The organism is Geodermatophilus sp. SYSU D00779 (assembly GCF_054050595.1).
In genome coordinates this window covers 43,419-63,842 of the sequence record NZ_JBJGZQ010000027.1, presented here as the reverse complement: position 1 = coordinate 63,842, position 20,424 = coordinate 43,419, and the positions used below count along the sequence as shown (strand labels likewise).

At 71.2% G+C, this 20,424-nt stretch carries 15 protein-coding genes and 1 tRNA gene; 12 read left to right on the top strand and 4 right to left on the bottom strand.

Going from position 1 to position 20,424, the window contains the following annotated elements; all coding sequences use genetic code 11:
- Positions 1 to 4 precede the first annotated feature (4 nt).
- A complete protein-coding gene (locus tag ACI79G_RS19865) occupies positions 5 to 1,261 on the bottom strand; it encodes a pyridoxal phosphate-dependent aminotransferase (RefSeq protein ID WP_456882795.1) in 1,257 nt (418 codons plus the stop codon).
- A 286-nt stretch (positions 1,262 to 1,547) separates the two neighbouring features.
- Between ACI79G_RS19865 and ACI79G_RS19860 the strand changes: the two genes are divergently transcribed.
- The 9 genes from ACI79G_RS19860 to ACI79G_RS19820 all read left to right on the top strand — a co-directional run bounded on the left by ACI79G_RS19860 (position 1,548) and on the right by ACI79G_RS19820 (position 14,114).
- Positions 1,548 to 1,620 (top strand) — tRNA-Trp (locus tag ACI79G_RS19860).
- Positions 1,621 to 1,729: 109 nt separating this feature from the next.
- Complete coding sequence (gene secE / locus ACI79G_RS19855; RefSeq protein WP_456882794.1) at positions 1,730 to 2,278, top strand: preprotein translocase subunit SecE; 549 nt, start codon at positions 1,730 to 1,732, stop codon at positions 2,276 to 2,278.
- A gap of 39 nt (positions 2,279 to 2,317) precedes the next feature.
- Entirely contained in the window at positions 2,318 to 3,220 is a 903-nt protein-coding gene (gene nusG / locus ACI79G_RS19850; RefSeq protein ID WP_456882793.1) for a transcription termination/antitermination protein NusG, read from the top strand.
- A gap of 94 nt (positions 3,221 to 3,314) precedes the next feature.
- The gene (rplK, locus tag ACI79G_RS19845; RefSeq protein ID WP_091213447.1) at positions 3,315 to 3,746 is read left to right on the top strand and encodes a 50S ribosomal protein L11; all 432 of its coding nucleotides are present in this window, start codon (positions 3,315 to 3,317) and stop codon (positions 3,744 to 3,746) included.
- Positions 3,747 to 3,880: 134 nt separating this feature from the next.
- The gene (gene rplA, locus ACI79G_RS19840; RefSeq protein WP_456882792.1) at positions 3,881 to 4,600 is read left to right on the top strand and encodes a 50S ribosomal protein L1; all 720 of its coding nucleotides are present in this window, start codon (positions 3,881 to 3,883) and stop codon (positions 4,598 to 4,600) included.
- Positions 4,601 to 5,020: 420 nt separating this feature from the next.
- On the top strand, positions 5,021 to 5,632 hold the full coding sequence (rplJ, locus tag ACI79G_RS19835; protein WP_456882791.1) for a 50S ribosomal protein L10: 612 nt from the start codon (positions 5,021 to 5,023) through the stop codon (positions 5,630 to 5,632).
- A gap of 17 nt (positions 5,633 to 5,649) precedes the next feature.
- The gene (gene rplL, locus ACI79G_RS19830) at positions 5,650 to 6,045 is read left to right on the top strand and encodes a 50S ribosomal protein L7/L12 (RefSeq protein WP_456882790.1); all 396 of its coding nucleotides are present in this window, start codon (positions 5,650 to 5,652) and stop codon (positions 6,043 to 6,045) included.
- Positions 6,046 to 6,600: 555 nt separating this feature from the next.
- On the top strand, positions 6,601 to 10,110 hold the full coding sequence (gene rpoB, locus ACI79G_RS19825; protein ID WP_456882789.1) for a DNA-directed RNA polymerase subunit beta: 3,510 nt from the start codon (positions 6,601 to 6,603) through the stop codon (positions 10,108 to 10,110).
- 98 nt (positions 10,111 to 10,208) lie between these two features.
- Positions 10,209 to 14,114: a DNA-directed RNA polymerase subunit beta' gene (locus ACI79G_RS19820; protein ID WP_456882788.1), complete on the top strand. Its 3,906-nt coding sequence runs from the start codon at positions 10,209 to 10,211 to the stop codon at positions 14,112 to 14,114.
- Between the two features lie 208 nt (positions 14,115 to 14,322).
- On the opposite strand, the gene ACI79G_RS19815 is transcribed toward ACI79G_RS19820, so the two are convergent.
- The 3 genes from ACI79G_RS19815 to ACI79G_RS19805 form a co-directional block, all read right to left on the bottom strand.
- Positions 14,323 to 15,366 (bottom strand): LLM class F420-dependent oxidoreductase, encoded by a 1,044-nt coding sequence (locus ACI79G_RS19815; RefSeq protein WP_456882787.1) that lies wholly within the window; start codon positions 15,364 to 15,366, stop codon positions 14,323 to 14,325.
- 108 nt (positions 15,367 to 15,474) lie between these two features.
- On the bottom strand, positions 15,475 to 15,690 hold the full coding sequence (locus ACI79G_RS19810) for a hypothetical protein (RefSeq protein ID WP_072919054.1): 216 nt from the start codon (positions 15,688 to 15,690) through the stop codon (positions 15,475 to 15,477).
- Positions 15,691 to 15,802: 112 nt separating this feature from the next.
- Positions 15,803 to 16,774, bottom strand: a complete 972-nt coding sequence (locus ACI79G_RS19805) for a hypothetical protein (RefSeq protein ID WP_456882786.1) — start codon at positions 16,772 to 16,774, stop codon at positions 15,803 to 15,805.
- A 541-nt stretch (positions 16,775 to 17,315) separates the two neighbouring features.
- On the opposite strand from ACI79G_RS19805, the gene rpsL reads away from it, so the two are divergent.
- The 3 genes from rpsL to fusA all read left to right on the top strand — a co-directional run bounded on the left by rpsL (position 17,316) and on the right by fusA (position 20,362).
- Positions 17,316 to 17,690, top strand: a complete 375-nt coding sequence (gene rpsL / locus ACI79G_RS19800; protein ID WP_012950487.1) for a 30S ribosomal protein S12 — start codon at positions 17,316 to 17,318, stop codon at positions 17,688 to 17,690.
- 1 nt (position 17,691) lies between these two features.
- Positions 17,692 to 18,162: a 30S ribosomal protein S7 gene (gene rpsG / locus ACI79G_RS19795; protein ID WP_091213426.1), complete on the top strand. Its 471-nt coding sequence runs from the start codon at positions 17,692 to 17,694 to the stop codon at positions 18,160 to 18,162.
- 100 nt (positions 18,163 to 18,262) lie between these two features.
- Positions 18,263 to 20,362 (top strand): elongation factor G, encoded by a 2,100-nt coding sequence (fusA, locus tag ACI79G_RS19790; protein WP_456882785.1) that lies wholly within the window; start codon positions 18,263 to 18,265, stop codon positions 20,360 to 20,362.
- Positions 20,363 to 20,424: the final 62 nt, after the last annotated feature.

The window sequence follows — 20,424 nt, the reverse complement described above, 5'->3', positions numbered from 1 at the left end:
GCCCTCAGCCGGCCGAGCCGAGCAGTCGCTGCATCCGGGTCACGCCCTCGACCAGGTCGTCGTCGCCGAGGGCGTAGGACATCCGCAGGTAGCCCGGCGTGCCGAAGGCCTCCCCGGGGACGACGGCGACCTCCGCCTCCTCGAGGACGATCTCGGCCAGCTGCACGCTGTCCTCCGCCATCCGGCCGGCGATCGGCCGGCCCAGCAGGGCCTTGACCGACGGGTAGACGTAGAACGCGCCGCGCGGCTCGGGGCAGGCCACCCCGGGGATCTCGCGCAGCATCGACACGATCGTGCGCCGCCGCCGGTCGAAGGCCTCCCGCATCGCGGCCGCGGCCGACAGGTCACCGGTCAGCGCGGCGACCGCGGCCGCCTGCGACACGTTGGCCACGTTCGAGGTGGCGTGCGACTGCAGGTTCGTGGCGGCCTTGACGACGTCGGCGGGCCCGACGACCCAACCCACCCGCCAGCCGGTCATCGCGTAGGTCTTGGCGACCCCGTTGACGACGACGCAGCGGTCGGCGAGCTCCGGGACGACGACCGGCAACGACGGCGCCGTCGCACCGTCGTAGGTGAGGTGCTCGTAGATCTCGTCGGTGAGCACCCACAGCCCGTTCTCGTACGCCCAGCGGCCGATCTCCTCGACCAGCTCCGGCGGGTACACCGCGCCGGTCGGGTTGGACGGCGAGCAGAACAGCAGGACCTTGGTGCGCGGCGTCCGGGCGGCCTCGAGCTGGGCCACCGACACCAGGTAGCCGCTCTCCTCGTCGGCCACGACCGGCACCGGCACGCCCCCGGCCAGGGCGATCGCCTCGGGGTAGGTGGTCCAGAACGGCGCGGGCAGCAGCACCTCGTCGCCCGGGTCGAGCATCGTGGCGAAGGCCTCGTACACGGCCTGCTTGCCGCCGTTGGTCACCAGCACGTTCGCCGGGGTGACCTGCAGCCCCGAGTCGCGGGCGGTCTTGGCGACGATCGCCTCCTTGAGCGCCGGCAGCCCACCCGCGGGGGTGTAGCGGTGCATCGCCGGCTGGCGGCACGCGGCGACGGCCGCCTCGACGATGTAGTCCGGCGTGGGGAAGTCCGGCTCACCGGCACCGAAGCCGATCACCGGCTTGCCCGCGGCCTTGAGCGCCTTGGCCTTGGCGTCCACCGCCAGCGTCGCCGACTCGGCGATCGCGGCGATGCGGCGGGAGATGCGCCGGGCGGCGGGCGACGGCCCGGGGGACGGGGCAGCGGACTCCGACGGGGAGACGGCGGTCATGGCCCCATCATGTCGGAGGACGGTGTGCGCGGTCGCCTCCGCTCCCGGCTCCGACCCCGCCGGCGCCCTCCTGCCCGACGCGTCGGGAGTCCTCACCCGGCACGTTGGTCGGCGTCCTCCGCGGTCCCGTACACTGGCTGTCCTGGGGCCACTGACCCCGCCACCGGCGTGCCCCGGAACCCCTCGCGGGGGACGGTGCCGCGCGGAGCGGGCCACGCGGTCCCGGGCGGCTCCGTCCCGGGTCCCACCCTGAGCCTGCGAAGGGTGGGGAGGACGGGGTCCTTCAAGGGGTGTAGCTCAATTGGCAGAGCAGCGGTCTCCAAAACCGCAGGCTGCAGGTTCAAGTCCTGTCACCCCTGCCCGTGCCGCCGGCTCCCCGCCGGCGACGTGCACGACCCGTACGACAGCACGACCACCGACCGTCGGCCCGAGGACAACGGCCACCACCAGCGAGGCGAGCGAGGCGCAGTGAGCGACGAGAAGCCGGCACGCGAGGGCGACCCCCGCGCCGCCTCCGACGCCGAGCTGACCGACGAGCAGCTCGACCGCGAGGCGCCGGGCGTGGCCGACGCCGCCGAGCTGGAGGCCGCCGAGGCCGAGGTCGCTGCCGAGGCCCAGAGCGACGAGGACAAGGTCGTGGCCGCGCGGCAGACCGGTGCCCGCCGCGGCGGCCGGATCACCGCCGGGGACGACGAGGACGACGAGCCGGCCCCCCGCTCCCGCCGGGCCGCTCGCGAGCGCACGCCGTCGCGTCCCGCCGGCCGGGCACCCGAGGGCGGTCCGACCCGGTCGCGGGCCGCCGCCGAGCGCGAACGCGCCGCCGAGGCGCGGCAGCGGCGCAGCATCCGCCGGTTCCTCCGCGAGGTCGTCGCCGAGCTGCGCAAGGTCATCTGGCCGGGGCGCCGCGAGCTGATCACCTACACGACCGTCGTCATCGTCTTCGTGGCCTTCATCGTCGCGCTGGTGGCCGGCCTGGACCTCCTCTTCGCCCAGGGCGTGCTCGCCGTCTTCGGCTGAGCCCACCCGCGCCTGCACCACCGACAAGGAAGAGACACCGTGACCGACCCCCGCGAGCCCTTCGAGACCGACAGCGCCGTCCCGGCCACCGACCTCGACGACGCCCGCTTCGACGTGCGCGGCACCACGGACGTCGAGACCGGCGCCGGCGAGACCGGGGCTGCCGAGGGCTCCGTCGACACCGCCGACCAGGACGCCCTCACCGGCGTGGCCGACGTGGCGCCCGACGTGGAGAGCGGTGACCCCGACAGCCTGACCACCGACCCGCTGGCCGCTCCGGCGGGGTCCTCCGACCTCGACGGACTGGGTGACCAGACCGAGGACGACGAGGAGGCCGACCCGGCCGAGGCGATGCGCAAGGTGCTGCGCGGCCAGTTCGGCGACTGGTACGTCATCCACTCGTACGCCGGCTACGAGAACAAGGTGAAGACCAACCTGGAGTCGCGCATCCAGTCGCTGGACATGGAGGACTACATCTTCCAGATCGAGGTGCCCACCGAGGAGGTCACCGAGATCAAGAACGGCAAGCGCACCCAGGTCAACCGGAAGAAGCTGCCCGGCTACCTGCTCGTCCGCATGGACCTCAACGACGAGTCCTGGGGCGCGGTCCGCAATACCCCCGGCGTCACCGGCTTCGTGGGGGCGACGTCGCGCCCCTCGCCGCTGAGCATCGACGAGGTCGTCAGCCTGCTGGCCCCCGCGGCCGGCCCGCAGACGACCAAGGCGGCGGAGACGACGAGCACCGCCACCACGGCCGCCCCGACCACCGTCGTCGACTTCGAGGTGGGCGAGTCGGTCACCGTCATGGACGGCCCGTTCGCCACCCTGCCGGCCACGATCAACGAGATCAACGCCGAGCAGCAGAAGCTGCAGGTGCTGGTCTCCATCTTCGGCCGCGAGACGCCGGTCGAGCTGTCGTTCAACCAGGTCCAGAAGCTGTAGGACCTCGCTGCCCCCACCGTTCGCACGCTCGCGGCGGGCCCCTGCAGCGAGGCCGAACCGCACCGACTCGTCCACGAGGAAACAGAAGGAAGTCATGCCCCCCAGGAAGCGGTTGACCGCGGTCATCAAGCTCCAGATCAACGCCGGTGCGGCCACCCCCGCGCCGCCCGTCGGTCCGGCGCTGGGCCAGCACGGCGTCAACATCATGGAGTTCTGCAAGGCGTACAACGCCGCCACGGAGTCGCAGCGCGGCAACGTGATCCCGGTCGAGATCTCGGTCTACGAGGACCGCTCGTTCACCTTCGTCACCAAGACCCCGCCCGCGGCCCGCATGCTGCTCAAGGCGGCCGGTGTGGAGAAGGGCTCCGGCGAGCCGCACAAGACCAAGGTCGCCACCGTCACGCGTGACCAGGTCCGCGAGATCGCGCAGACCAAGATGCAGGACCTGAACGCCAACTCCCTCGACGAGGCGGAGAAGATCATCGCCGGCACCGCCCGGTCGATGGGCATCACCGTCCAGGGCTGAGGGAAGCCGCCGGGCTCCGGCGGCGTTCCACCAGCGGGTCCCACGGAGGACCCGTTCGAGCACCAGTGGGAGGGCCCCGCCAGGCCCGTGCACCACACGACTCCCGGCCGAGGTGCCGGGGGAGAGGAACCACCATGGCGAAGCACGGCAAGAAGTACCGCGAGGTCGCGGCGAAGGTCGACCGCGAGAACCTCTACACCCCGCTGCAGGCGGCCTCCCTGGCCAAGGAGACGTCGCCGACGGCGTACGACGCCACCGTCGAGGTGGCCATGCGCCTGGGCGTCGACCCGCGCAAGGCCGACCAGATGGTCCGGGGCACGGTGAACCTGCCGCACGGCACCGGCAAGACCGCCCGCGTCATCGTCTTCGCGACCGGCGACAAGGCCGCCGAGGCCGAGGCCGCCGGCGCCGACGTCGTCGGCTCGGACGACCTGATCGAGCGCATCCAGGGCGGCTTCCTGGACTTCGACGCCGCGATCGCCACCCCGGACCAGATGGCCAAGGTCGGCCGGATCGCGCGCATCCTCGGCCCGCGCGGCCTGATGCCGAACCCGAAGACCGGCACGGTGACCCCCGACGTCACCAAGGCGGTCAACGACATCAAGGGCGGAAAGATCAACTTCCGCGTCGACAAGCAGGCCAACCTGCACCTGGTGATCGGCAAGACCTCGTTCGACGAGACCAAGCTGGTGGAGAACTACGCCGCGGCCCTCGACGAGGTGCTGCGCGCCAAGCCGGCCGCCGCCAAGGGCCGGTACGTGAAGAAGGTCACCATCGCCACCACCATGGGCCCGGGCATCCCGGTCGACCCGAACCGCACCCGCAACCTGACGGTGGACGAGCCCACCGCCTGAGGGAGGACCTCGTCCTCCCCACCCCTCGCAGGCTCGGGGTGGGACCCGGGACGAGGCCGCACCCGCACGTCACCAGGGCCCCGTCGCGCACCGCGCGGCGGGGCCCTGGTGCGTTGCCGGCACTCGGGGTGGCTGCCCGGGCCGCGTCCGGCTGAGGACGGCGACAGCGGCGTCGACTCGACCGGATGTATGCTGGACCCCGTTCCCCCCACGACCGCTGGTCGTCGCACGTCCGCGTGCGATCGAAGGTCCCGGACTCCGGGCGGCCCGCGCAGGAGGACGGTTCGATCGGCGCGGCGCCGTGTGCCCGCGTTCTTCGCCCCGTGCGCCTGCGCCGGGGCGTTCCTCGTCTCCGGGCCCGGTTGATCGCCCGCCGTCGTGCACCGGCCGGTGGTCGGCCCGACAGACGAGAGGAGGCCCATGCCCACGCAGGCGAAGGCCGCGGTGATCGACGAGATCACCGAGCGGTTCCAGTCGTCCAGCGCGGCGGTGCTCACGGAGTACCGCGGGCTGACCGTGGCCCAGCTGACCCAGCTGCGCCGTTCCCTCGGTGAGGGCAGCAGCTACGCCGTCGTCAAGAACACCCTGACGAAGCGGGCCGCGGAGCAGGTCGGCCACGCCGACCTGGCGCCGCTGCTCAACGGCCCGACCGCGATCGCCTTCATCGAGGGCGACCCGGTCACCGCGGCCAAGGCCATCCGTGACTTCGCGCGCACCAACCCGCTGCTCGTCGTCAAGGGCGGCGTGGTCGAGGGCCGCACGGTCGGCCCGGCCGAGGTCACCGCCCTCGCCGACGTCGAGCCGCGCGAGGTCCTGCTGGCCAAGCTGGCCGGCGCCATGATGGGCAACCTCAGCAAGGCCGCGGGCCTGTTCCAGGCCCCGCTGTCCCAGGTCGCCCGGCTGGCCGCCGCGCTGCAGGAGAAGAAGCCCGCCGAGGGCGCCGACTCCGCCGCCCAGGCCTCGGATGGCGCAGCTGCTGACACCACCACCGACACCGCTGACGCCGCGGACGCTGCGGCCAGCACCGACTGACCCCAAAAGGAGAGATCATGGCCAAGCTGTCCACCGCGGAGCTGCTCGACGCGTTCAAGGAGATGACGCTGCTCGAGCTGTCCGACTTCGTGAAGCAGTTCGAGGAGACCTTCGAGGTCACCGCCGCTGCTCCGGTCGCCGTCGCGGCCGCCCCGGCCGCCGGTGGTGCCGGCGACGGCGGTGCCCCCGCCGCCGAGGAGCAGGACGAGTTCGACGTCATCCTCGAGAGCGCCGGCGACAAGAAGATCCAGGTCATCAAGGAGGTGCGCGGCCTGACCTCGCTCGGCCTCAAGGAGGCCAAGGACCTGGTCGACGGCGCGCCGAAGCCGATCCTGGAGAAGGTCGACAAGGACGCCGCCGAGAAGGCCCGGGCCGCCCTCGAGGGCGCCGGCGCCACCGTCACCGTCAAGTGACCCGGCACCCGGCGCTCGCCGGGTGATGCACCACCCCGCACGACCCGCAGGGGCCGTCCTCCACCCGGAGGGCGGCCCCTGCGTCGTCCGTGCGTCGGACCCGCACCCCGGCACGGCCGCGGCCCGGTGCCGTCCGGCCACTGCGGGCACCGGCGTCGGAGGGGCCGGACGGGTCCTCCTCGGGGTCTTTCCCGGGGTACTCCCGGGCGTGGCGGCCCCACGACCGCCCCGGGACTGGCATCATGAGCGAGCCGTCGACGACGGCCCGACCCGGCCCCGCCGGCCGGCTGCCCCTGCCGGGTGTGGTCCCCCTCGCGCGCGGACCCCCGACGTGGACAGCCTGCTCCAGCAGGGGTAGGGTTCTCTGTTGCGCTGCCCCCTGACTGCTTGCCCGCCGAGACGGGTCGCCTGGGGTGCCCGGGGGAACCCGTCCTCCGGACGCCCATCGACCGTCCGGGCAGGACGAACGCGGACAGCCCCGCCATTACCGACGACGACCCAGGACGAACCAGCACCCACCGCCCGCACGTCGTGAGGTCCTTGGAAGGACGCATCTTGGCAGGCTCTCGCCCCACCAGCATCAACCCCCGCACGACCGACTCCGGGCCCTACGGCCAGCAGTCGCAGGCCCCCCAGACCGGCCCCCGCACCGGTGAGGCCGACCAGCAGAAGATCCCGGGCGCGCCGCTGCGCGTCTCGTTCGCCAAGATTTCCGAGCCGCTCGAGGTGCCGGACCTCCTGGCCCTGCAGACCGCCTCGTTCGACTGGCTGATCGGCAGCCCCGAGTGGCGGGCCACCCTCTCCCCGGAGGAGCAGGCCGACGCCGTCGGCGGCCTGGCCGAGATCCTCGAGGAGATCTCCCCGATCGAGGACTTCAGCGGCTCGATGTCGCTGTCCTTCTCCAACCCGCGCTTCGAGGACGTCAAGGCGTCCCTCGAGGAGTGCAAGGACAAGGACATGACCTACGCGGCGCCGCTGTTCGTCACCGCCGAGTTTATGAACAACACCACCGGCGAGATCAAGAGCCAGACGGTGTTCATGGGCGACTTCCCGATCATGACGAACAAGGGCACCTTCGTCATCAACGGGACCGAGCGCGTCGTCGTCTCGCAGCTGGTCCGCAGCCCGGGCGTCTACTTCGACAAGACCCTGGACAAGACCTCCGACAAGGACGTCTTCAGCGCCAAGGTCATCCCCAGCCGCGGTGCGTGGCTGGAGTTCGACGTCGACAAGCGCGACACCGTCGGCGTCCGCATCGACCGCAAGCGCCGCCAGCCGGTCACCGTGCTGCTCAAGGCGCTGGGCTGGACCGAGGACCGCATCCGCGAGCACTTCCAGTGGTCGCCCACGGTGCTGGCCACCCTCGAGAAGGACCACATCGCCGGGCAGGACGAGGCGCTGCTGGACATCTACCGCAAGCTGCGGCCGGGCGAGCCGCCGACGCGGGAGAGCGCCCAGGCGCTGCTGGAGAACCTGTTCTTCAACGCCAAGCGCTACGACCTGGCCAAGGTCGGCCGCTACAAGGTCAACAAGAAGCTCGGCGTCGACGTCCCCCAGGGCACGCTGACGCTGACCGAGGACGACATCGTCGCCACCATCGAGTACGTGGTGCGCCTGCACGCGGGCGAGCCCGACCACGGCGTCGACGACATCGACCACTTCGGCAACCGGCGGCTGCGCACCGTCGGCGAGCTCATCCAGAACCAGATCCGGGTCGGCCTCTCCCGCATGGAGCGCGTCGTCCGCGAGCGGATGACGACCCAGGACGTCGAGGCGATCACGCCGCAGACCCTGATCAACATCCGGCCGGTCGTCGCCTCCATCAAGGAGTTCTTCGGCACCAGCCAGCTGTCCCAGTTCATGGACCAGACCAACCCCCTCGCGGGCCTGACCCACAAGCGCCGTCTGTCGGCGCTGGGCCCGGGTGGTCTGTCCCGTGAGCGGGCCGGCATGGAGGTCCGCGACGTGCACCCGAGCCACTACGGCCGGATGTGCCCGATCGAGACCCCCGAGGGTCCGAACATCGGCCTGATCGGCTCGCTGTCGGCGTACGGCCGGGTGAACGCCTTCGGCTTCATCGAGACCCCGTACCGCCGGGTCCAGAACGGCGTCGTCACCGACACGATCGACTACCTGACCGCCGACGAGGAGGACCGCTTCGTCGTCGCCCAGGCCAACTCGCCGCTGGACGCCCAGGGCCGGTTCGCCGAGGACCGCGTCCTGGTCCGCACCAAGGGCGGTGAGGTCGACTACCTCGCGCCGGAGAGCGTCGACTACATGGACGTCTCGCCGCGGCAGATGACCTCGGTCGCGACGGCGATGATCCCGTTTCTCGAGCACGACGACGCCAACCGCGCGCTGATGGGCGCGAACATGCAGCGCCAGGCCGTCCCGCTGCTGCGCAGCGAGGCGCCGCTGGTCGGCACCGGCATGGAGCTGCGTGCCGCCGTCGACGCCGGCGACGTGGTCGTGGCGGAGAAGGCCGGTGTGGTCGAGGACTCCACCGCCGACTACATCACCGTCATGGCCGACGACGGCACCCGGCAGACCTACCGGCTGCTGAAGTTCCGCCGTTCGAACCAGGGCACCTCGATCAACCAGACCCCCGTCGTCGACGAGGGCCAGCGGGTCGAGGTCGGCCAGGTCATCGCCGACGGTCCGTGCACCGACCAGGGTGAGATGGCGCTGGGCAAGAACCTGCTCGTCGCCTTCATGCCGTGGGAGGGCCACAACTACGAGGACGCGATCATCCTGTCGCAGCGCCTCGTGCAGGACGACGTCCTGTCCTCGATCCACATCGAGGAGTTCGAGGTCGACGCGCGGGACACCAAGCTCGGTGCCGAGGAGATCACCCGGGACATCCCGAACGTCTCCGAGGAGGTCCTCGCCGACCTCGACGAGCGCGGCATCATCCGCATCGGCGCCGAGGTCGTCCCCGGCGACATCCTCGTCGGCAAGGTCACGCCCAAGGGCGAGACCGAGCTGACCCCCGAGGAGCGGCTGCTGCGGGCGATCTTCGGTGAGAAGGCCCGCGAGGTCCGCGACACCAGCCTCAAGGTCAAGCACGGTGAGTCCGGCAAGGTCATCGGCGTCCGCGTGTTCTCGCGCGAGGACGGCGACGAGCTGCCCGCCGGTGTCAACGAGCTGATCCGGGTCTACGTCGCCCAGATGCGCAAGATCTCCGACGGTGACAAGCTCGCCGGCCGCCACGGCAACAAGGGCGTCATCGCGAAGATCCTGCCGCAGGAGGACATGCCGTTCCTCGAGGACGGCACCCCGGTGGACATCGTGCTGAACCCGCTGGGCGTCCCGGGCCGGATGAACGTCGGCCAGGTCCTGGAGACCCACCTCGGGTGGGTCGCCAAGTCCGGCTGGCAGGTCGAGGGCACCCCGGAGTGGGCGGCCAACCTGCCGGAGGCCGCGCGTGCCGCCTCCCCGGGCACCCGGACGGCGACCCCGGTGTTCGACGGCGCCCGCGAGGAGGAGATCGTCGGCCTGCTCAGCTCGACGATCCCGAACCGCGACGGCAACCGGATGGTGCAGCCCACCGGCAAGGCGCGGCTGTTCGACGGCCGCTCCGGGGAGCCCTTCCCCGAGACGATCTCGGTCGGCTACGTCTACATCCTGAAGCTGCTGCACCTGGTGGACGACAAGATCCACGCCCGGTCGACCGGCCCCTACTCGATGATCACGCAGCAGCCGCTGGGTGGTAAGGCGCAGTTCGGTGGCCAGCGCTTCGGTGAGATGGAGTGCTGGGCGATGCAGGCCTACGGCGCGGCCTACGCGCTGCAGGAGCTGCTCACCATCAAGTCCGACGACATCCTCGGCCGCGTCAAGGTGTACGAGGCGATCGTCAAGGGCGAGAACATCCCCGAGCCGGGCATCCCTGAGTCGTTCAAGGTGTTGCTCAAGGAGCTGCAGTCGCTCTGCCTGAACGTGGAGGTCCTCTCCGGCGACGGCCAGGCGATCGAGCTGCGCGACACCGACGACGAGGTTTTCCGGGCCGCGGAGGAGCTGGGCATCGACCTGTCCCGCCGCGAGCCCTCCAGCGTCGAGGACGTCTGATCGGCCGCCGGCCGGCCCCGAGCCCCGGGGCCGGCCGGCGTCCCCCCGACCATCAGCAAGAAGTGCAGTAACCGAGCCCCGGGAAAGGGGTCCACTCAGTGCTCGACGTCAACTTCTTCGACGAGCTCCGCATCGGCCTGGCCAGCGGCGACGACATCCGTCAGTGGTCGCACGGTGAGGTGAAGAAGCCCGAGACCATCAACTACCGGACGCTGCGTCCGGAGAAGGACGGTCTCTTCTGCGAGAAGATCTTCGGTCCCACCCGGGACTGGGAGTGCTACTGCGGCAAGTACAAGCGCGTCCGCTTCAAGGGCATCATCTGCGAGCGCTGCGGCGTCGAGGTGACCCGCGCCAAGGTGCGGCGTGAGCGGATGGGCCACATCGAGCTGGCCGCGCCGGTCACCCACATCTGGTTCTTCAAGGGCGTCCCCTCGCGCCTGGGCTACCTGCTCGACCTGGCGCCCAAGGACCTCGAGAAGATCATCTACTTCGCCGCCTACCTGATCACCTCGGTCGACGACGAGACGCGCCACCGCGACCTCCCGACCATCGAGGCCGAGATCAGCGCGGAGAAGCACAACCTCGAGAGCCGCCGCGACGCCGACGTGGAGGCCCGCCAGCAGAAGCTGGAGGCCGACCTCGCCGAGCTCGAGGCCGAGGGCGCCAAGTCCGACGTCCGCCGCAAGGTGCGCGAGGGCGGCGAGCGCGAGATGCGCCAGCTGCGCGACCGCGCCCAGCGGGAGATCGACCGCCTCGAGGAGGTGCTCGACACCTTCCGCAAGCTCGAGGTCAAGCAGCTCATCGCCGACGAGGGCCTCTACCGCGAGCTGCGCGACCGCTTCGGTGAGTACTTCGAGGGCGGCATGGGTGCCGCGGCGCTGCAGAAGCTGCTCGCCGACTTCGACCTCGACGCCGAGGCCGCCTCGCTGCGCGAGACCATCCGCAGCGGCAAGGGCCAGCGCAAGCTGCGGGCCCTCAAGCGGCTCAAGGTCGTCGCGGCGTTCCAGCAGACGCGCAACTCGCCCATGGGCATGGTGCTCGACTGCGTGCCGGTCATCCCGCCGGACCTGCGCCCGATGGTGCAGCTCGACGGTGGCCGCTTCGCCACCAGCGACATGAACGACCTGTACCGCCGGGTCATCAACCGGAACAACCGGCTCAAGCGGCTGCTCGACCTCGGCGCGCCCGAGATCATCGTGAACAACGAGAAGCGGATGCTGCAGGAGTCCGTGGACGCGCTGTTCGACAACGGCCGCCGCGGCCGGCCGGTCACCGGCCCGGGCAACCGCCCGCTGAAGTCGCTGTCCGACCTGCTGAAGGGCAAGCAGGGCCGGTTCCGCCAGAACCTGCTCGGCAAGCGCGTCGACTACTCCGGCCGTTCGGTCATCGTCGTCGGCCCGCAGCTGAAGCTGCACCAGTGCGGCCTGCCCAAGCAGATGGCGCTGGAGCTGTTCAAGCCCTTCGTCATGAAGCGGCTGGTCGACCTCAACCACGCGCAGAACATCAAGTCCGCCAAGCGGATGGTGGAGCGCGCGCGGCCGGTCGTGTGGGACGTGCTCGAGGAGGTCATCACCGAGCACCCGGTGCTGCTGAACCGGGCACCGACGCTGCACCGCCTGGGCATCCAGGCCTTCGAGCCGCAGCTGGTCGAGGGCAAGGCCATCCAGATCCACCCGCTGGTCTGCACCGCGTTCAACGCCGACTTCGACGGCGACCAGATGGCGGTGCACCTGCCGCTGTCGGCCGAGGCGCAGGCCGAGGCCCGGATCCTGATGCTGTCGTCCAACAACATCCTGTCGCCGGCCGACGGTCGCCCGATCACCGCTCCGACCCAGGACATGGTGCTGGGCCTGTACCACCTGACCACCCTGGTGCCGAGCCGGCACGAGGCCGACGGCGGCACGCCGGCGGCCTACGGCTCCACCGCCGAGGCGATCATGGCCTTCGACAAGGGTGCGCTGGGTCTGCAGGAGCGGGCGCTGATCCGCCTCGACGAGGTGTTCGGCGTCGACAACGGCAAGGTGAACCCCGCGTGGGAGCAGCCCGAGGACTGGACCCCGGGTGCGCCGGCGCTGGTCGAGACCAGCCTGGGCCGGGTGCTGTTCAACGAGGCCCTGCCCGAGGACTACCGCTTCGTCAACTACCAGGTGCCGAAGAAGGAGCTCGGCGCGATCGTCAACGACCTCGCCGAGCGCTACCCCAAGGTGCAGGTCGCGGCGACGCTGGACGCCCTCAAGTCGGCCGGCTTCCGCTGGGCCACCCGCTCGGGCGTCACGATCGCCATCGACGACGTGGTGACCCCGCCGGCCAAGCAGGAGATCCTCGACCGGCACGAGAACGAGGCCCGGCAGATCGAGCGCCAGTACGAGCGTGGTGTCATCACCGACGCCGAGCGTCGTGGCGAGCTGATCGAGATCTGGACCCGCGCGCGGGCCGAGGTCAGCCAGGCGATGGTGGACAACTTCCCGACCACCAACCCGGTCTGGGTCATGGTCAACTCGGGCGCCCGAGGCAACATGATGCAGATCAGCCAGATCGCCGGTATGCGTGGTCTGGTCGCCAACCCGAAGGGCGAGATCATCCCGCGGCCGATCAAGGCCAACTTCCGGGAGGGTCTGTCCGTGCTGGAGTACTTCATCTCCACGCACGGTGCCCGCAAGGGTCTGGCCGACACCGCGCTGCGGACCGCGGACTCCGGGTACCTCACCCGCCGGCTGGTCGACGTCTCGCAGGACGTCATCATCCGCGAGGAGGACTGCGGCACCGACCGCGGCGTGATCATGCCGATCGCCACCTCGGTCGACGGCGTGCTCACCCGTGACCCGCACGCGGAGACCAGCGTCTACGCCCGCGCTCTGGCCGCCGACGTGACGGCCGAGGACGGCACGCTGATCGCCCAGGCCGGGTCCGACCTCGGCGACGTCCTGATCAGCCAGCTGGTCGAGGCGGGTGTCTCGGAGGTCAAGGTCCGCTGCGTCCTGACCTGCGAGTCGCTGCTTGGCACCTGCGCCACCTGCTACGGCCGGTCGCTCGCGACCGGCAAGCTGGTGGACGTCGGCGAGGCGGTCGGCATCATCGCCGCCCAGTCGATCGGTGAGCCCGGCACCCAGCTGACGATGCGCACCTTCCACACCGGTGGTGTCGCGGGTGAGGACATCACCCACGGTCTGCCGCGTGTGGTGGAGCTCTTCGAGGCCCGCGTCCCCAAGGGCAAGGCCCCGATCGCCGAGCTGGCCGGCACCGTCCGCATCGAGGACGGCGAGCAGTTCCGCAAGCTCACCATCACCCCGGACGACGGCTCCGACGAGGTCGTCTACGACAAGCTGTCGCGTCGCTCGCGGCTGCGGGTCGAGGACGGCGGCCACGTCGAGGTCGGCGAGCAGCTCACCGAGGGTGCGGTCGACCCGCACGAGGTGCTGCGGATCATGGGCCCGCGCGAGGTGCAGCTGCACCTGGTCCGCGAGGTCCAGGAGGTCTACCGCAGCCAGGGCGTGTCGATCCACGACAAGCACATCGAGGTGATCATCCGGCAGATGCTCAAGCGGGTGACCATCATCGACTCGGGCGCGACGGAGTTCCTGCCCGGTGCGCTGGTCGAGCGGACGCTGTTCGAGACCGAGAACCGACGGGTCGTCGCCGAGGGCGGCGAGCCGGCCTCGGCCCGCCCGGTGCTCATGGGCATCACCAAGGCCTCGCTCGCGACCGAGTCGTGGCTGTCGGCCGCCTCCTTCCAGGAGACGACCAAGGTGCTCACCGACGCCGCGATCCAGGGCAAGAGCGACAGCCTGCTCGGCCTGAAGGAGAACGTGATCATCGGGAAGCTGATCCCGGCCGGTACCGGCATCAGCCGCTACCGGAACATCACGGTCGAGCCGACCGAGGAGGCCCGCGCCGCCGTCTACACGATGGCCGGGTACGACGACGGGCAGTACTACAGCCCCGACGTCTTCGGTCAGGGCAGCGGCGAGGCCGTGCGCCTGGAGGAGTACGACTGGCGGGGCTGAGCTCCCGGTAGGCAGTGACGAGAGGGCCCCGCAGGTCGACGAGACCTGCGGGGCCCTCTGCGCTGTCCGGTGCTCTCGGTGATCAGCTCAGCTGATCCTCCCGGCTCCGCGCTCAGCACCGGTCGTGAGCCCGGAGCCGGGGGAGTGAGCCAGGACGGCGGCGCCTCGCCATCGGCGCTCATCCGTCACGTGACGGAACCAGCTGTCCTCAGCGGTCGGCAATCTTGCGCATGGTCTCGACGGTGCGGAGCCGACCCTCGGGGCTGCCGTCGAGGGGCTGCAGCACGAGCGTGGTCACCCCCGCCTCGCGGAAGGCTGCCACCCGCTCGGCGACGTAGGACTCCGGGCCGACGAGGGAGACCGCTCGCACCAGCTCCTCGGGGACGGCGGCGGCCGCCTCGTCCTTCCTGCCGTCGAGGTAGAGGTCCTGGATGGTGCGGGCCTCGTCCTCGTAGCCGTAGCGCCGGGCGAGGTCGTTGTAGAAGTTCTTGCCGCGGGCGCCCATGCCGCCGATGTAGAGGGCCAGCTGGGGGCGCACCTGCTCCAGCATCGGGTCGACGTCGTCCCCGATGGCGACCGGGACGCCCACGACGACCTGCAGGTCGCCCAGCGCCGGGTCCCGCTTGGCCCTCCCGGCGGCCAGTGAGTCCCCCCAGACGGCGCCCGCCCTCTCCGGCATGAAGAAGATCGGCTCCCACGCCTCGGCGATCTCGGCGGCCAGCTCGACGTTCTTGGGGCCGAGGGCCGCCAGCATGACCGGGATCCGGTCGCGCACCGGGGTGTTGATGAGCTTGAGCGGCTTGCCCAGCCCGGTGCCCTGCTCGGCCGGCAGCGGGATCGTGTACTTGGGGCCCTCGTGGACCAGCCGCTCCCGCCGCCACACCTGCCGGCAGATCTCCACGACCTCACGGGTGCGCTGCAGGGGGGCGTCGTAGGGGACGCCGTGCCAGCCCTCGATCACCTGGGGCCCGGAGGCGCCCAGCCCGAGGGTGAAGCGGCCGCCGGACACGAAGTCCAGCCCCGCGGCCGTCATGGCGGTCAGGGCGGGGGTGCGGCTGTAGATCGGGAAGATCCCGCTCATCAGCTCGACGCGCTCGGTCACCGCGGCCAGGTAGCCCAGCTGGCTGACGGCGTCGAAGGTGTAGACCTCCGCGACGGTCGCGAGGTCGAGCCCCGCCGACTCGAGCTCGCGGATCTCCGCGGCGGTCTCGCGGAACCCCCCGCTGTAGCTGGCCTGGATGCCGATGCGCACGTCCACTCCCGTCGTCCCGCGGCGCCCTCGTCGGCGCCTCGGTGCACGCTATCGGCCCTCTCCGGGGCACCGCCCCGAGCTCGTGAGGGATGGGGAGGAGGGGGCCTCTCAGAGCGGCCGGACGACCCCGACGACCTCGGTCACCACACGGACGCCGTCGACGTCCCCGGGCACGCGCTCGGCGGCGTGCGCGTCGGCCAGGTCCACCTTCACGACGTAGCCGCTGTCCCGCCGGGCCAGCCCGACACCGACGACGCCCGGGTCGGCCGCCAGGCGGTGGCTGAGGGCGCTCTTGGCGGCTCGAGCGGACGCGCGGTCGGTCATGCACCCATGGTGCCCTGTCGAGTGGTCGGAGAACAGTAAGAGGACCCTTGCCAGAAGGACCCTTGCCCCCGCCGCTCGCAGGCTCGCGGCGGCGCCCTGCAGGGTCGTCAGGTCAGGAGGGGACCCACTGGAGGTCCAGGACCGACAGCACGGTGGCCAGGGGGTTGGCGAAGGTGACCCCGCCACCGGTGCGCCCGCCCGTCTCGCTGCCCGCGAAGAGCAGGCCGAGAGGCGCGCGGTCGGCGCTGCGCCAGATCACCGCGCCGCTGTCGCTGCCGGCGCTGAAGGCCCCCGCGACGCCGTCGACCTCGATCTGGTCGTCGAAGGTGTAGAGACCCCGGTCGTACTGCACGGCCACGCCGTCGACCTCCACGGCGCTGACCCTCCCCAGCGTGTACCCGGTGGTGCGTCCGACCTTCTCCACCTGCTCGTCGGGCTCGACGTCGTCCACCTCGACGGGGTCGGCCCCCAGCGGTCCGCCGGGGAGCCTGCCCGGCTCCAGCGGCACCTCGGCGTCGACGACGGCCACCGCCGCGTCCACCCGGTTGGCCCGGTCGGCGGTGAACCGCTCGAACGCCGTCAGGGTGGCCACCCGGTCGGTCGTCGGGTCCCCGCCGTCGGCCGGGCCGGGCTGCAGGACCGGGTCGCCCACCGCGGCGGCGTCGCCGGCGGCCAGCACGTGGTTGTTGGACAGGATCGCCAGCCGCCCGCCCACCCGGACGAAGCCCCCGAGCGTCCCGGCCGTGACCGTCGGGTGGGCCACCGACAGGCCGGGGACGAGCGGCCGGGTGTGCCGCTGGAGCTCCTCCGGCGTCGGGGCGGTCAGCGCCCGGACCGTGCCGATGACGCGGACGTCGACCTCGGCGAGCACCGCGTCGTCCAGCCCGGACAGGAGGACGTCGGCGTCCTCCTTCGCCGCCAGCCGGATGGCCAGGTGCGCCTGGTCCGGGCCGACGGGCGCCAGCCCCAGGGCCGGGCACGCCCACGGCTGTCCGCCGGCGTCCCTGGCCGTCACCGTCCCGCCGGAGCGGGCCAGCCGGGCCGACAGGTGGGCCTTCAGCTCGCGGGCGAGGTCGACGTGCACGGGGATCCTCCGGTTGCGCTGGGTGGGCGTCCTGGCACCGACCGTAGGGCCGGGGTACGACAGTCCTGGACGGCCGGGGTGTCGGTCCGGCGACGAGCCCCGCGAACGGCCGGAACCGCTACAGTCGCGCCACCCCGGCCCGCACCGGGTCCGCCCACCGGGCCCGGGAACACCGGGTCACCGGACGGCGTTGACCCCCGCGTACCCCGGTGGAGAGGGCTCGACCCCGCCCGCCGAGCCGTGACGGACCCGGCTTTGACCGGTCTCCGGCACGCGGGTATCGTGGTCAGCCGTGCCCAGGGTGCCCTGGGCCTGCTCCCGTTCGCGGTGCGCCTGCCGACAGGTGGTGGCGCCGAGTCGCGGGGGGCGACCGATCCGGTTCCAACCGCCGGCCGGTCCTGGGAACGGCGACACGCCCGACCGCGGGGACCGGTGGTGCACCACGGCCGGAGACGGGTACGACCCCGGCAGGACCGGCACCCGGCACAGCGAAGCACCGTCCACAGCACGACCCAGCGCAGGTAGGAGATCCAGGCCACCCATGCCCACGATCAACCAGCTGGTCCGCAAGGGCCGCGAGGACAAGGTCGAGAAGACCAAGACCCCGGCGCTGAAGGGCTCCCCTCAGCGTCGTGGGGTGTGCACCCGCGTGTACACGACGACGCCGAAGAAGCCGAACTCGGCGCTGCGCAAGGTCGCTCGCGTCCGCCTCACCAGTGGCATCGAGGTGACCGCCTACATCCCGGGCGTCGGCCACAACCTGCAGGAGCACTCGATGGTGCTCGTGCGCGGCGGTCGCGTGAAGGACCTCCCCGGCGTGCGCTACAAGATCATCCGCGGCTCGCTCGACACCCAGGGTGTCCGCAACCGCAAGCAGGCTCGCAGCCGGTACGGCGCGAAGAAGGAGAAGAGCTGACATGCCGCGCAAGGGCCCCGCACCGCGCCGCCCGCTGGTCGCCGACCCGGTGTACCAGTCGCCGCTGGTGACCCAGCTGGTCAACAAGGTGCTCGTCGACGGTAAGCGCTCGGTCGCCGAGGCGATCGTCTACGGCGCCCTCGAGGGCTGCCGCGCCAAGACCGACACCGACCCGGTGGTCACGCTCAAGCGCGCGCTGGACAACGTCAAGCCGGCCCTCGAGGTCCGCAGCCGCCGCGTCGGTGGTGCGACCTACCAGGTCCCGGTCGAGGTCCGCGCCTCGCGCAGCACCACCCTCGGCCTGCGCTGGCTGATCCAGTACAGCCGGGCCCGTCGCGAGAAGACGATGACCGAGCGCCTGATGAACGAGCTGCTCGACGCGAGCAACGGTCTGGGAGCCGCGGTCAAGCGTCGCGAGGACACCCACAAGATGGCCGAGTCCAACAAGGCCTTCGCGCACTACCGCTGGTAAGTGCCACACCGGCTGGCTCCGCCAGCCCCCGCGGCCGGCGGGTGTCCCGGGCCACCACCCGGACACCCGCACGCGGACCCGAACCAAAGAGGAGAGACGGATGGCCACCAACGCGGCCCAGCTCGCCAAGACCCGCAACATCGGGATCATGGCGCACATCGACGCCGGCAAGACCACGACGACCGAGCGCATCCTCTTCTACACCGGTATCAACTACAAGATCGGTGAGGTCCACGACGGCGCGGCCACGATGGACTGGATGGAGCAGGAGCAGGAGCGCGGCATCACCATCACGTCCGCCGCGACGAAGTGCTCCTGGAACGGCTACGACATCAACATCATCGACACCCCCGGGCACGTCGACTTCACCGTCGAGGTGGAGCGGTCGCTGCGGGTGCTCGACGGTGCCGTCGCGGTCTACGACGGTGTCGCCGGTGTGGAGCCGCAGACCGAGCAGGTGTGGCGGCAGGCCGAGAAGTACGGCGTCCCGCGCATGTGCTTCGTCAACAAGCTCGACCGCACGGGCGCGAACTTCTTCCGCTGCGTCGACATGATGGTCGAGCGGCTGGGCGCCAACCCGCTGGTGCTGCAGCTGCCGATCGGTGCCGAGGCCGACTTCATCGGCGTCGTGGACCTGGTGCAGATGCGTGCGCTGACCTGGCGCGGCGAGACCGCCATGGGTGAGGACTACTCGGTCGAGGAGATCCCGGCCGACCTCGCCGACCAGGCCGCCGAGTACCGCGAGAAGCTGCTCGAGACCATCGCCGAGACCGACGACGAGCTGATGGAGGCCTACCTCGGCGGCGAGGAGATCTCCGTCGAGCGCCTGAAGGCCGCGATCCGCAAGGCGACCATCGCCGCGCAGGTCAACCCGGTCCTCACCGGCACCGCCTTCAAGAACAAGGGCGTCCAGCCGCTGCTCGACGCGGTCGTCGACTACCTGCCCAGCCCGCTGGACATCGAGGCGATCGTCGGCACCGCGCTGGACGGCGAGACCGAGGTCATCCGGCACGCCGACGAGAGCGAGCCGTTCTCGGCGCTGGCCTTCAAGATCCAGACCGACCAGCACCTCGGCAAGCTGACCTACGTCCGCGTGTACTCCGGCAAGCTCTCCTCCGGGTCCCCGGTGCTCAACAGCACCAAGGACCGCAAGGAGCGGATCGGCAAGATCTACCAGATGCACGCCAACAAGCGCGAGGAGCGCGAGGGCGTGGGCGCCGGCCAGATCGTCGCGGTCGTCGGCCTGAAGCAGACGACCACGGGTGACACCCTCTGCGACCCGCAGAACCCGGTCATCCTGGAGTCGATGACCTTCCCCGCGCCGGTCATCTCGGTCGCCATCGAGCCGAAGACCAAGAGCGACCAGGAGAAGCTGGGCACGGCCATCCAGAAGCTGGCCGAGGAGGACCCGACCTTCCAGGTCCGCCTCGACGAGGAGACCGGCCAGACGGTCATCTCCGGCATGGGCGAGCTCCACCTGGAGATCCTCGTCGACCGCATGCGGCGCGAGTTCAAGGTCGAGGCGAACGTCGGCAAGCCGCAGGTCGCCTACCGCGAGACGATCCGCAAGGCCGTCGAGAAGTACGACTACACCCACAAGAAGCAGACCGGTGGGTCGGGTCAGTTCGCGAAGGTCCAGGTCACCCTGGAGCCGCTCGAGATCAGCGGCGACTCGGCGACCTACGAGTTCGAGAACGCCGTCACCGGTGGTCGCGTCCCGCGGGAGTACATCCCCTCGGTCGACCAGGGCATCCAGGACGCCATGCAGTACGGCATCCTCGCCGGCTACCCCGTCGTGGGCGTCAAGGCCACCCTGGTGGACGGCCAGTACCACGAGGTCGACTCCTCGGAGATGGCCTTCAAGATCGCCGGCTCGATGGTCTTCAAGGAGGCCGCCCGCAAGGCCAGCCCGGCCCTGCTCGAGCCGATGATGGCCGTCGAGGTCGTCACGCCCGAGGACTACATGGGTGACGTCATCGGCGACCTGAACTCCCGGCGCGGGATGATCCAGGCGATGGAGGAGCGCTCCGGCGCCCGCGTCGTCCGGGCCCTGGTCCCGCTCTCGGAGATGTTCGGCTACGTGGGCGACCTGCGCAGCCGCACCCAGGGGCGGGCGAGCTACACCATGGTGTTCGACTCGTACGCCGAGGTCCCGGCCAACGTCGCCAAGGAAATCATCGCCAAGGCGACCGGCGAGTGACCCGCCGGGCGGGGTACGTCCCCGCCCGGCCCCCAGCAAGCCCACCCCAGAGTTCGCGCACG